The organism is Paenibacillus sp. J2R1T-4, assembly GCF_059692235.1.
This window is the reverse complement of record NZ_JCAUBA010000007.1, coordinates 284,963-297,448: the sequence shown is the minus strand read 5'-3', so window position 1 is coordinate 297,448 and position 12,486 is coordinate 284,963. Positions and strand designations below refer to the sequence as shown.

Genomic DNA, 12,486 nt, shown 5'->3' with positions numbered 1-12,486 from the left:
TGCCTGCTCTATTCATCTATAAGAATGCCTGCCTTCATCTCAACTAAAATCCGGACGACACCTTCTATTAACCGATCGGCCGCCTTCGGCGAGAATGGCGATGTTTCTACTTCGTAGCCGCCTTCGGAGAATGCCTGGCTGGTTGGCAAATAACCGAACCAACCGTTTGTATACCCGCCGAACAGTGTGTATGCATACGGTGACTTTTCCCGAATTTTTTGGCCGATTTCAAAAAATGGTTCCAACGGTACTCCGACAATAACGGCTTCACCTAGGCGAGTAACATGCACTTCAATGTTCGTTTCGAGTTTTCCGTAAAATTGTTTGGACCGCTCCAAAGCCAGACTTGCTCGTTTGGCTTTGTATCCTGCATAACGAATAGCTTCGCTGTCGCCCCCCTGCTGTTGCAAACGTTCAAGCTTCAGCCTGCACTCGGAATAACGGCTTTCCGCTTCCGGTACTGGCAGCTGCTCCTGAAGCGGCAAGCGGATGACTCCGGACCACACTTGGAAAGGTGATTCCTCTTGCTTCGCCTTCCTGCTGCCGGACCAAACACCAAGGCTGGCCCCCGATTCTATGACCTGATCAAAATGGAAGGCCATTTCCTCGGCCTTAGCCTGCAGTAAAATCTTTGCCGCCTCGCAGCCCAACTCAGTCCCAATCCGCTTCATAGCCGCATAATTGTCCTTAAACCCTTCGGGTCCAGGCCCGATGTCGCCTGCCGCGCCTTGTAAGAACAAGCAGGTCCCTCCAGCCAAATGTTCCACGATTCTTTTCGTCACGCCCGGGTAATCGGGGCTGATCAACGTATTCATGTACCCTAGCATGGTCGGGTGACAAGCATATTGAACTATACTGGCGACCGTCTCACCGTTATCGCGGTTAAACCCTAGCACGCTAACCGTTGGATCCGAGTTTCCGCTTTCGTTGCAGCCTGTGATCGTCCTTCCGTCTTGCAGCAGCTGTCTGCGATTTTTTCCGATTCGGCACGCCCCATACCCAGCAGTGACGGCAACCGGTTCCTGCGCGTCCTTTGCCCTCAAAACAGCTTCTATGGTCTGCTCCTGGATGTATTGCATGTATTGGGTGCGCACTGGTTTTTCTTTAGGATCGTAATCCCGGGTAGTCAAAGGCCCGGCATGCGTATGCGTTACGGCAACCGTTACGTGTTGGGGCTCTACTCCTGCAGCCACAGCCGCATGGGTTCGAATGCCCTCGACCTGCTCCGGCAGCAGGCGGCACAAGTCAAGATCAAGGAGAACAGCTGTTTGTCCGCTGTTAGACAGAACAAGAGCCGTTACCCATAAATCCGCCTCGAACCCTTCGGGATATATATGGCTTTGTGCGCCCCAGCCCGCGTGCGGCAATGTTAAGGGCGGGTTGATTACCGCTCTGGCAACTCCGGCTATCAGCATTTGCGAGCTCCTTTCATACAGGAAGGACGTTTTATCTCTTTGCTGCTCAGCCGTGAGCTTTGGCATGCAATGTCTTTAACACCTTCACAGCCGCTACCGCGATCTCATCCGCTTCTTCATCTGTGAGTATTGGACTGATCAAGGTGATTGTGATTCGCCCTAACAGGTCATCGCAATTCGGACACATGTCTTTCGTATAGACGACCGGATTCTTAAACGGATAATTGTAGGGAAAGTTGTCCTTCTCGGCCGTTCGCTGCTCGAAGAAACAAGGGATCATATACACGGGCACGCCGTCGTACATCGAATGGGTAGAGACATTCTCCGCTTTCATAGCATTGGCGTATTCACGGGCCCGTTCGAGTGTAGGATGAACGATTCCAAGAACGCACCCGGTATCGCCGTCATCGTCGGCCGCAGCACGGAACTTCACCTCCGGCAGCTCAGCCGCAATGGAGGCGCGAATTTTCCGGTGGTGCTTTTTCATAGTCCCGATGACGGTATCGAGCTTCTTCCACTGTTCAATCATGACTGCACCGGTCAACTCGCTCATCCGGTAGTTTTGTCCGGACATGATGTACTTTGGTTCGATCTGGTAGCGGTCTTTGTCCCGGAAGACGCCTTGGTCGTGATAACGTGCGGCACGCTCGAACAGCTCTGGATTCGAGGTAACAACCGCCCCGCCTTCGCCGGCCGTCAACATTTTATTCATCTGGAAACTGAACACCCCGATGTCGCCAATCGTACCGCATATACGCCCTTTGTACGTACAGCCTTGGGATTGCGCCACGTCCTCGATCACATATATGTTGTGCTTTTTGGAGAACGCCATTATTTGATCCATGTCGCATGCACTCCCATTGATATGCACGACAATTATCGCTTTGACTTCATCGTCGTAAACCCGTTCCAGATCGTCCGGATCCAGATTGAGCGATTCGTCCATGTCTACGTATACGGGCACAGCGTTGCTGCTAACGACGGCTCCTGCTGTCGCAACAAACGTGTTGGCTGGTACGATTACTTTGTCACCGTAGCCGATACCGAGCGCCTTCATCGCAACAACTAAACCGGCCGTACAAGAAGTGACACCCAGCACAAATGGAATGTTCAAATCTCGTGCAATCATATCCTCCAACGTTTTCACCGCATACTGCATATCCGGGCCGTAGTAACGGAATGGTGATTGGGCTGCAAGCACCTTGGAAACCGCATCCGTTTCCTCCGTTCCGATTAGCATCGAGCCTCTAAAAGGCGGAGGCAATGGTTTGCTCCTGACCGGTTTTCCGCCTTCAATCGCTAGTTTCTCCATTATAAGTTCCTCCTAAGAAGTTATTAAGAATGATGAGTTGATCATTTATAAAGTAGAAAGCTTCGTGCTCGCCCTGTCGATCTTCAAAACAGCCGAATTCGCGCGGTATACGTCCTCGGCAGTCAATCGATGCGGTTTGCCTGCGATTTGATTCAAGAAATCCTCCGCTAACGTCGCAGGCGGCTTCTTGATTTCCCACCGTGTCGTCTTGTTATGATGATCAGTAAAGGCTACGAACGGTCCCGGTTGACCGAGCGGATCCCCTGACGTGCGGATTTCGGCTCTTCCCTTGGTGCCGGATACAAATATACGGCCGTCCCCCCAAGATTCGAATGCTTCAGGCATCAGCCAGTCCGATTTCATCGTTGCGGTGATATGCTCCTCCAACAGCACGTTGACAACGGCATTTTCATACAAACTCGGATACTCCGGGAACCGGTTTTTGACCAGCATGGCATTGTGGCCGATGATGTTCTTGCCCGTGAACCACCACAGCATATCGACATCGTGGATCATCAGGTCGATGATCAGACCGCCGTTCGATGCTTTGTCGAAAAACCATGCGGGTCTTGTAGCTGGATGCAGTTTATGCGGCTTCAAGAAGGTGAAATCCTCGATTTCCCCGAGCAGCCCTTCGTCGATCATACCCTTAAGCGTATATTGAGCCGGCGCAAAACGCGCAGTCAGCATCATCCCGATCTTGATCTGATTCCGATCGATCACCTGCCGGAGACGGTTCAATCCGTTCTCGTCGATGACGACCGGTTTATCTGTCATGACGTGTATGCCATGTTTCTCAGCCCATTCGATCACGTCGATTTTGCCGAGGTTCGGTCCAGCGCTGCCAATGATTTCGACTCCTTGTTCAAGGAGCTCATCCATGGAACGGAACAGCGGCACCCCATATGAGGCCGCATACTGCTGCGGCACACTGTAATCACTTTGATCGTATATGCCGGCGAACTGGTGCCCTTCCTTTAACATTTCTTCGATGAAAGATTTGATATGATAATGCTGGCAACCGACAATGGCAAATTTCATGATTGTAGACCTCTCTCTTATGATATTTTATATGAGCTCCATCCTGGCGACCGCTCCAAGAATCGTATCCTCCGTTTCAGGAATGAACGGCCCTCTGAATCCATGCAAGATGACGGCTTCCGTTTCATACCCGCCTTCCTGCAGCATGCTTCGAGTCGGAACATAAGTGGAAACGCCGTTGCTGTAGCCAAGCGTGATCACTTTTTTATCCTTGAGCAGCGCTTTAATCTTCAGAGCATACTCGCTCGCTATTTCCCCTTCCATGGCGATCAGAGTGGTCCCAGCATCGAGGTGCCAGCTCTGGATGTAATGCTGCATGGTCCACTTATCCCGTCTTTCCTGAATCGCTTTCAAGAGCTTGCCTGCCGCCACCTTCCTATTCGCCGATTTGGATTCGTCGCTTAAGATGGCTTCAATCTCGGGAATCTCCGTCAATTCCGTATACAGCTTAATATCCGTGAGGCAAGTGCGAAAAACGCAATCAACCTGAACGAATCGTTCCTTCTCCAGAATAGCGGCGACTTCTTCACCAAAGCTGTTCCCGATTTCCCTCAATTCTTCACTCTTGCAGGATTTGAACCGGCCTTCAGCCACCCCTTTTGCAGCTTTAATGTCAGCCCCGAATCCCTGTAAGAACATCGCGGTAACACCAGGATACTGATCTTCCACGAACTGACAGGCAAGTCCAACGAAATCTGCGCTTATCAAATATCCTCCCATACAAGAGGGGTGGCACCCCAGACTGAACAGGACCCCATTCACACGGTCTTGCGAATCGACTAGCTTCAATACAAACAAATCTTTATCGATTTCGGCCTGAAAGTTGGGCTGGAATTTCACCCCGTCTTCGGTTTGTAATCTTCTGCTGACCGCCGCCTCGGAAGTTCCGTATCCCAACAGCAGACGGCCTTCTTGCAAATGAGCAAAGCAGTACTCTACGCTTCGAATGACTAGTTCCTTTAATTGTCGGTACAATATAACGTCCTCTGTAAAATCCAATACTTCGTCCACACCGGGTACCCGATCCTGTCCGATGCTATAAACGCCTCTTCGCATATGGGGGTCGGTGTTCTCCCCGGTCAAATAGACAGAACAATGGGTGTGGGAAAAGTTAATTAAGATTTCATCTTCCGCCAGCCCGAATTGTTCATAAAGCGCATCCTTGACGCCGGTGACAAAACTCCTGTCTCCGCCGGTCACATCAAATGTCAGCATCAGCAAAGTTTTGTTCGCCTGAAGCAGGGCCGCTTTCATATAAATCGGATCATGAACGCCTTCGCTTTTGTGGTCCCTTCCCCAAAAACCTGCCAGAAAAACCGGTTTATCCGGAGTTATGTCTTGTTTAATCACACAAAATTTCATACATTCCCTCCCCTATAAAACCAGCTATCCAATCTTTACCAATCCGCCACTGAGCCGTCTTCGTGCCAATAACGCGCCAGGTTTTCCTGCTGGAACGGATATTTCGCGGCTTCCTTTTCGTTCACTTCGACCCCGAGACCAGGACGCTCGCTTGGCACAACATATCCGTCCTGTACAAGGATAGGATCATTCACAACTTCGTTACGCCAAGGGACATCACTGCGCAAAGACTCCTGGATGAGGAAGTTCGGTGTACAAGCAGCAAACTGTATGGAGGCTGCAGTTGCGATAGGACCGAGCGGATTGTGGGGCGCGACCCCAACATAATACGTCTCCGCCATCGAGGCGATTTTGCGAGCCTCCCATAATCCGCCGCAATGGCACAGGTCTGGCTGAATCACCGCACAGGCGCCTTTCTCGAGAAGTTCCCGGAACTGAAACCGCGTAGAGAGCCGTTCTCCAGTTGCGATTGGGATATCGGTCATTTGCGCCACTTTGACCATTCCTAGCACATTTTCAGGCAAACATGGTTCCTCAATGAAGAACGGACGATACGGCTCTAATACCTTCGCGTATTGGATTGCCATGTCTGGCGTCGTACGCCCGTGAAAGTCGACCATAATGTCGATATCGTCTCCGGCGGCCAATCGGATCGCTTCCATCAGGGAAGCGGTATGTCTTAACACGGCGCGTCCCTCAAGCGGCTGCGTGCGGGGGACGACAAGCACTTTGATTGCGCTGTAGCCAGCCTCAACCGAAATGCGGGCTTTTTCCGCCATCGCCTCGGCATCACCCATCGAATTGTATAAGCTGTCCATCTCGCCTCCGCCCAGATGGTCGTACATCCGGATTTTGTTCCGCACTTTTCCACCCAACAGTTTATATACCGGAAGGCCGAGCGCTTTGCCGTATATGTCCCAGCAAGCCATCTCGATCCCACTGACGGCGCTCATCCCGACTACACCGGAGCGAAAAAAAGGATGGCGCGTCATCACCTGATACAAATGCTCGATGTTCGTCGGATCGAGACCGATTATGAATGGCTTCATATCTTCGATGCAGCCTATAACGCCTCGTGTTTTCCACTCCAGCGACGCCTCTCCCCAACCGATGATTCCTTCGTCTGTCTCCACTTTGACAAAGACCCAGTTCCTCATTTTGGCATTGACCACAATTGATTTAATGGCTGTGATTTTCATCGGATCCTCCGCAACGCATTTTTATGTACCCCTAATCTATCTGAGAGCTTTGTAGAGATAACCCGAACCCGGAGGAATATGAATGGGCGATTCCGAATCAGCAGGCAATAAGTTGCCGGTGCCTAGCGAAACATGTTCCAAGCCTGTATAGCCATCTTGCAGATGAAGACGGATTTTCATTGTACGCTGCATATCTAGATTAACAAGCATAAACCAGCTATCCTCATGCTCATCTCTGAATTCGCCTATCATGGCCGGGAAGTTTTCGTCCGAAATGACATCTTTGACTATAGTGCCTTCGCCCATATTCATAGCGTCGATACTAAAATTGTGCGTGTTGCGGAAATAAACACCTGTTGAGGTCATAGTCAGCAAGCGATCACCGTAAATACGCACCTGTCGGTTAACTTCCTGCAAGTAATAGAATGTAGCGGTTCGTTGATGGCCTGCCAAAATGTCAAAAGGTGCATATTCGTATAAATATCGTCCTTCAGCATTAGGCCTTGCCGACTTATAGTAGCTGTACCACCCTATGCCTTTAAATCCAGCAGCCAATGTCGTGTGAGCCTGAAACGCTAAATTAGCTGGAGTAGGGATAGTGGCATGAGGCCTTATTTGGCAGCAGCAGACTGTGTTCCAAGCTTGCAAGCCTTTGGATAAGGCAAAATCGCGTACTTGTAAAAGATCGGAATAGTAACATTGCAGCTTCTCTATGTCGTGGTCCGACCCGTCGCCGTGAACATGGGATATCGTAAAATTGTCATAGCGGATAAAATCATTAGGCTGAACAACATCATAAAATCGCTGCAAATACTCACCAAAAGGATCCTTCGCGTGCTCGTCTACGCCGAGTTGGGTAAGCTTGGCGTGAGAAGGATATAGGTTGACAAAGCACGAAGTTTCCGTGTCGTATTGGCGAATAGCATGAATAATGCTTTTGATATAGTCAAACTGACGGACAGAAGGTTCATCAAAGATGTAGTAAGCCAACACCGTATCCTTATAAGGACGGCAAGCCTCAACGAGTTCTTTAGCTCTTCGGTCAAGTTCTTCTTGAGAAAAATAATCGGAGATTTCGCGTGTTTTGTGCCATGATTGCGTGGCTTGCATCACAATGGCCTTAAGGCCCAACTCGCGGCATTGCTGCAAATCGGAAGGCAACACAAAGTTGGTTAATGTGCAATGGCTCTCCTTCATGGATTCCAGCCCGCCATCTGGGCGGTTCTCGTATTCTTCATGATGACCGTGCAGACAACCGCCCACCATAATAGGGTAGACACCGAGTTCTTTCAAAGATTTGCTCATGGTCATGTTCGTGCTCCTCCTTTGGCAAAGTAGCCGTTTATTCAATTACGCTGCTCTTTAACTTGAGTTTACTGAAAAGAGGTGTATTTTTATATGTCTTCTATTGTTGTAATAAGTTAAAAAACACCACAATTTTTAATTAAGTTAGAAAGCAGCCATTGACAAAAAAAAGCCGCCTAACCCGGAAACCCGAATAGGCGGCTGGTGGAATCTATTAATTGATTCCCTTCTGATCCGAAGGGGAGCTCAATGTCTCATCAAAGTAGTTGCTTAAATATAACTTTCGCACTTGGTAGAAATAATTGGTTTTACGAATGTACCCTATGACCGTACAGATGGTTCGCATCCACCCGCCATCTTCAATGCCAGAGGAAATAATAAACAAAGTGTTTAAACTGCCTATTGCTTGATCTTTATTGATGACCCCACTTTCCAAATCCCCTAGAACGCGCTCCATTTCCTGATCAATGAACCATAATGCTTTTGTTCGAATGCTTTTATTAACCAAAAGCTGCACCCCCTAGAAGTAGTAACTAGATCGTACAACATTACAGTTGTAATATCTGTCGAAGTTTGGGGGAGTCATGGTATGTTTTTTTCAGGAAACAAGGGAGAATGTGTCGGTTTATAAGAAGCACTAAGAGACTTTCATGGGAGTTATCGTTTGTGCTTTTTATACATTTGATAAATCATCCAATCCTTATTTGAAATCAGCGATTTTATTTATTCTTTTTCAAGAACCACACATCCGCTAAAACTACACCAGCTAGTACAAGAACAATTTCGTAATCATGTCCAACAATACCGGAAGCATCTAAGTAAAGCGCCACTACCACACACAATATTCCAAGCAACATTACCTTTATCCCGCTCTTCATTCCAGCCACTCCTTGGACTTATGAAAATCATTCTTTAAATGAATTACTCTTTTTTCCGAACAATTGAACAAAGACAATTATTGAAAACAAAATAAAGCTTGAAATAACCCAATACAAAGCAAATGTCGAGTAATCCCTTGAGCTGTTGTAATGCAATAACCCAAGAATGACTAACAGTATGAATGTCAAAGTACTCCCTAGCCAACTTATTAGCAAGGCTTTGAAGAATGTGTTAGCTCTATATACTATGTGGCAAACTAACCCGATACCAGTTGAGATACTAGGAATTATTGTCATATAGTAAGGAAAGCTGTTCCAAACATCGCTTCTTGTTTCTTCCCTTATTCCCCAAAGACCTATACTGAAAAGCAAAATTATTAATATGTACATCAGTGCTTTTTGCAGTTTAGAATGTTTTACCACGCTGTTGAATCCTCCTGCAAGCATTTTACAATATATATCCTTTTAAAAATTGATTTACTCAATGTTTAATAATGTTTATCTGTAATAATAAAGGGAGGTTTTCATAAATGGCGTTAGAAATGAGAAATGAATGTGAACGTTGTAATTCCCCGCTCTCAAAGGAGTCGTTTGCTTATATATGTGTTCTTGAGTGTACTTTCTGTGAACCTTGTACAGAAGAAATGAAAAATATATGTCCTAACTGTGGTGGAGAACTTGTTAGACGACCAAGAAAGCTATAAAATCACCCTAGCCATCACCTTTAGAATTAAAGTACTGAATGATGATTGAATTCGTTAAAAATATCGGATAAAAGAGCCAATAGTTTAAAATGGGGTTAAGTGTCGTTTTTTCATATACTGATAAGTCTAAATTAGAAAAGGTAAGTTTTTCAGCGGCCTCGTTTATGCCCCTGGCTTTTGCTTTTTGTTATATTTATACAATCCGATTAGCAATGCAACAATGCCAGCAGGTAGAGCATAAATGAGTGTGGAATCTCTATCCAAAAAATAAGCAAACAGCGATCCAAACGAGATAGCAACTCCCGCATTAAACCAATGGTTCATTCGCAACCAATTTTTGCTCAATGGTTCACCTACTCTCTATTCAATACAAAAACCGAAAAGGGGATCACAGGTTGGGGTAATGGGTTTGTAATCACAAACGAGCCGAAAAGTAACATCACATACTAACAAAGAAGTTGTATCTTCAACAGTGTAAGTCAGAATTAGAAATTCAACAAGCCATTGAAGAATACATTTACTATTACAAATACCAACGGTTTCAATCTATACTCAAACAGCGCGCACCGATTGAGTATCGGCACTCGCTAGCGGCCTAGCTTTTTTTAATTGTCTACTTGACAGGAGTAAGATCACTTTATGTTTATACCCCTGGCTTTTGTTTTTTGTTTCTCTCTTTAATTATGCCAAGAACTAAGAGCGCGATGCTAATAGGTAAGCCAAACAAAAGCTCTTTGTGGCCTCCAATAAAGTAGCCTAGAAGCAAACCAAAAGTCCATGTTACACCCGCTGTTTCCCAACCATTTCTAAACCTTGGGTTAAGCTTCATCGCAATCCCCCCCTTTTGAAGTCAGCTATAGCAAAAATCAAATAATGGATCAGGAGATATTGGAACCTTATTGCATGTTACCATCACAACTACATCACAAACTAAAGATCCGATCCATCCGAGAACTGGAAAAACTGCGCCCATTAATTTACATGTAAGCATATCCGATATGTAACTGACTTTCCATTGTCTAAACTAATTGTAACGTTGATTACTTATTAGATATATATATCAATTATATATTACACTTAAATCTATATTGGAATGACATAACAAATAACCCAAACCTCTATAGATTGGGATGCGCACACTTTCGAGATGCTAAAGAAATCAACCAGCTTCCTTTGAGTATGTTAATTAAATAAATATGCCAGAAAAGCTTTAATGATTGTTCATACGAGTTGATTGTCTTACCGAATAAAAATTTAAACTGACAGAATGACAAAAAACCTTCTAGAAAAAATTGCAGTTCCGATACTTTCATTCGATATTCTCCCCCACCTGTACAGATACAAACACCCAATAAATCATTTAGATTTATTGGGTGAGATAGGAAAAGTTTATCGGTTTCAAAACGAGTTGATCGGTTTTCATTTTGTAAGCAACGTCCGAAAACTAAAACCCGCCTACGTTCAGCTAACCTTATGCTCAATCCGCAGCTTGTCCGCCACCATTGCAATAAATTCGCTATTGGTCGGGGCTGGAATATGAAAGCAAGATGTTGTCGATTTAATCATGCCTTGAGCTATAAGGGGTTTGGGGTTTTACCAAATAATAACTTTTCCATTCTAATTCAAGTATTCGTTGGGTTACAATCTAAATATTAGTCGGCATTTGCGCCTTAAATCCACTGTACCTCATTTAGCAAGATTCATCAACTGGTTAGAATATTGTCGCCATCCCAGTTCAGCACCTAAAACCGACTCCACCACTCATACCCAGCATAGCCCTCTCTTTATTTGTCACCCATTCTTTATTAATACACTGATCTTTTTAGAACTTGGGAGACAAATCCCAAATTAATTCAAATTCAATCTCATCCACATATTTATATTTCATAATGATCAATTCTTAAGTACTTACAAGCGGAAGCACCACTGTAAATGAAAGAGCCTTAGAGAATGCACCCATAGGCTCTTTTTCGTTTTTTCCACATATTAAGCTATTGCATTGAGCAATATAGGTTGACAACACCTTCACAATCCAATCCCAAGCAAAAACAAAATAAGAGTAGACATAGCTACTCCCATAGACCAAATCATATTTAGGTGACGAGAGGTATTACTGTATTAGAGAAACAATTCGTCACTATTAATAACCTATCTTGATATGGACTCATCATGAAAACACCATATTAGAAATAGCAGTATGACTTTATCATTTGCTTGTCTGAATTGTTGTCACTTTCCCATTATCTAAATATATATATCCTAGAACATTATATACCCATTGCTCACTTGTACCGTTCTTGGATGTAGTTATATTTATGCGGTTTGGTTTACCCCATATTGATTTTTCGACTTGTTCCGCTGTCATCCCTATTTGAGGTTCATATCTTTTGCTAAATTCTTCTGATTGCAATCGTCTAACAATGGACGCAGTTCTTGCCATATCAACCCGATCACTATACTTCCTTATCATGCTCTCTATTTCGTCAGATAGAACGCCTTTGTAATCTGGGTCTATACTAGCCAAATACCCTATGGAATTACTAAGATCTTTAGATTCATATTCTTTAGCCCTTGCAAAGTTAACTAAAGCGTGTACTCCGATGTTTGGAATCTCTTTAAAACCATCCAATGTTCCCTCACTTACCACTTGCTTAAAGTTTTTTTGTTTAATATGTTCAGCAAGATAGTCTAAAGCACTCTGTTTAGTCTCATTAATCTTGTCTGAAAGAAAACCCTGATAATCATCTGGAATTTTAAAGAGGCGTTCATTATATGTAGGTCGATGTTTTACGAAGAGCAGTGCATCAATATAACTTTGTAGTACAATATGCGAATTATCAAACTTCTTAAATAAGGACTCATTAATTATTGTTCTAGCTTCATGATAATTTTGTGAGTCAATGTTTCTCAAAATTAGATCCATTTCAAATTCTTTTGTCTTTTGGTAGTAATCGTTCTCTAATTGTTGTAACCGATCTTTATACTTAGAGCTTTGAGGAATATTCTTAGAATAATTTAATAATTCAACATAATTACTACTATCAATCTTAGCAACACTATCCAACTTAATTTTTGCATTTACATATGACTTTAAGACCTTAGAGTCCTCATAATCATCTGGAACTTTCTCTAACATCAACTGTGCTTGTTGATATTCATTTTCACCGATAAGTTTGATTATTTGAGGATATACTTTTTCTGGAGCTTTCGATTGTGTACATCCACTAATAAGCATGGTGGCAAGAGTAACCTTAATGATAATCTTCATTG

12 protein-coding genes are annotated in these 12,486 nt (G+C 44.7%); 2 read left to right on the top strand and 10 right to left on the bottom strand.

The features are described 5' to 3' along the window. Nucleotides 1-8: 8 nt before the first annotated feature. The 8 genes from AC58QD_RS14835 to AC58QD_RS14800 all read right to left on the bottom strand — a co-directional run bounded on the left by AC58QD_RS14835 (nucleotide 9) and on the right by AC58QD_RS14800 (nucleotide 8,512). Nucleotides 9-1,415, bottom strand: coding sequence for a neutral/alkaline non-lysosomal ceramidase N-terminal domain-containing protein (locus tag AC58QD_RS14835; RefSeq protein ID WP_497334491.1), 1,407 nt, complete (start codon nucleotides 1,413-1,415; stop codon nucleotides 9-11). Nucleotides 1,416-1,461: 46 nt separating this feature from the next. After that, on the bottom strand, nucleotides 1,462-2,727 hold the full coding sequence (locus tag AC58QD_RS14830) for a DegT/DnrJ/EryC1/StrS family aminotransferase (protein ID WP_497334489.1): 1,266 nt from the start codon (nucleotides 2,725-2,727) through the stop codon (nucleotides 1,462-1,464). A gap of 45 nt (nucleotides 2,728-2,772) precedes the next feature. Then, nucleotides 2,773-3,768, bottom strand: a complete 996-nt coding sequence (locus tag AC58QD_RS14825; protein ID WP_497334487.1) for a Gfo/Idh/MocA family protein — start codon at nucleotides 3,766-3,768, stop codon at nucleotides 2,773-2,775. A 27-nt stretch (nucleotides 3,769-3,795) separates the two neighbouring features. Further along, nucleotides 3,796-5,130, bottom strand: coding sequence for a neutral/alkaline non-lysosomal ceramidase N-terminal domain-containing protein (locus tag AC58QD_RS14820; protein ID WP_497334485.1), 1,335 nt, complete (start codon nucleotides 5,128-5,130; stop codon nucleotides 3,796-3,798). Nucleotides 5,131-5,165: 35 nt separating this feature from the next. After that, on the bottom strand, nucleotides 5,166-6,329 hold the full coding sequence (gene dgoD / locus AC58QD_RS14815; protein WP_497334483.1) for a galactonate dehydratase: 1,164 nt from the start codon (nucleotides 6,327-6,329) through the stop codon (nucleotides 5,166-5,168). Between the two features lie 36 nt (nucleotides 6,330-6,365). Further along, nucleotides 6,366-7,640, bottom strand: a complete 1,275-nt coding sequence (locus AC58QD_RS14810; protein ID WP_497334481.1) for a hypothetical protein — start codon at nucleotides 7,638-7,640, stop codon at nucleotides 6,366-6,368. Between the two features lie 208 nt (nucleotides 7,641-7,848). After that, on the bottom strand, nucleotides 7,849-8,142 hold the full coding sequence (locus AC58QD_RS14805; RefSeq protein ID WP_497334479.1) for a hypothetical protein: 294 nt from the start codon (nucleotides 8,140-8,142) through the stop codon (nucleotides 7,849-7,851). Nucleotides 8,143-8,353: 211 nt separating this feature from the next. Beyond that, on the bottom strand, nucleotides 8,354-8,512 hold the full coding sequence (locus AC58QD_RS14800; RefSeq protein ID WP_497334477.1) for a hypothetical protein: 159 nt from the start codon (nucleotides 8,510-8,512) through the stop codon (nucleotides 8,354-8,356). 530 nt (nucleotides 8,513-9,042) lie between these two features. Between AC58QD_RS14800 and AC58QD_RS14795 the strand changes: the two genes are divergently transcribed. After that, nucleotides 9,043-9,216 (top strand): DUF1272 domain-containing protein, encoded by a 174-nt coding sequence (locus AC58QD_RS14795; protein ID WP_497334475.1) that lies wholly within the window; start codon nucleotides 9,043-9,045, stop codon nucleotides 9,214-9,216. A 458-nt stretch (nucleotides 9,217-9,674) separates the two neighbouring features. Beyond that, nucleotides 9,675-9,815 (top strand): IS3 family transposase, encoded by a 141-nt coding sequence (locus tag AC58QD_RS14790; RefSeq protein ID WP_497334473.1) that lies wholly within the window; start codon nucleotides 9,675-9,677, stop codon nucleotides 9,813-9,815. Between the two features lie 44 nt (nucleotides 9,816-9,859). Here the strand turns inward: AC58QD_RS14790 and AC58QD_RS14785 are convergent, their stop codons facing one another. Both AC58QD_RS14785 and AC58QD_RS14780 read right to left on the bottom strand, forming a co-directional pair. Further along, nucleotides 9,860-10,045, bottom strand: a complete 186-nt coding sequence (locus tag AC58QD_RS14785; protein ID WP_497334471.1) for a hypothetical protein — start codon at nucleotides 10,043-10,045, stop codon at nucleotides 9,860-9,862. Nucleotides 10,046-11,422: 1,377 nt separating this feature from the next. After that, nucleotides 11,423-12,484 carry a hypothetical protein gene (locus AC58QD_RS14780; RefSeq protein ID WP_497334469.1) on the bottom strand — a complete coding sequence of 354 codons (1,062 nt, stop codon included), beginning with the start codon at nucleotides 12,482-12,484 and terminating at the stop codon, nucleotides 11,423-11,425. Between the last annotated feature and the right edge of the window lie 2 nt (nucleotides 12,485-12,486).

Excerpts from the sequence above, each read along its gene's own strand:
- AC58QD_RS14835 (WP_497334491.1), bottom strand. The coding sequence starts at position 1,415 with ATGCTGATAGCCGGAGTTGCCAGAGCGGTAATCAACCCGCCCTTAACA.
- AC58QD_RS14830 (WP_497334489.1), bottom strand. The coding sequence starts at position 2,727 with ATGGAGAAACTAGCGATTGAAGGCGGAAAACCGGTCAGGAGCAAACCA.
- AC58QD_RS14825 (WP_497334487.1), bottom strand. The coding sequence starts at position 3,768 with ATGAAATTTGCCATTGTCGGTTGCCAGCATTATCATATCAAATCTTTC.
- AC58QD_RS14820 (WP_497334485.1), bottom strand. The coding sequence starts at position 5,130 with ATGAAATTTTGTGTGATTAAACAAGACATAACTCCGGATAAACCGGTT.
- dgoD (WP_497334483.1), bottom strand. The coding sequence starts at position 6,329 with ATGAAAATCACAGCCATTAAATCAATTGTGGTCAATGCCAAAATGAGG.
- AC58QD_RS14810 (WP_497334481.1), bottom strand. The coding sequence starts at position 7,640 with ATGACCATGAGCAAATCTTTGAAAGAACTCGGTGTCTACCCTATTATG.
- AC58QD_RS14800 (WP_497334477.1), bottom strand. The coding sequence starts at position 8,512 with ATGAAGAGCGGGATAAAGGTAATGTTGCTTGGAATATTGTGTGTGGTA.
- AC58QD_RS14795 (WP_497334475.1), top strand. The coding sequence starts at position 9,043 with ATGGCGTTAGAAATGAGAAATGAATGTGAACGTTGTAATTCCCCGCTC.
- AC58QD_RS14785 (WP_497334471.1), bottom strand. The coding sequence starts at position 10,045 with ATGAAGCTTAACCCAAGGTTTAGAAATGGTTGGGAAACAGCGGGTGTA.
- AC58QD_RS14780 (WP_497334469.1), bottom strand. The coding sequence starts at position 12,484 with ATGAAGATTATCATTAAGGTTACTCTTGCCACCATGCTTATTAGTGGA.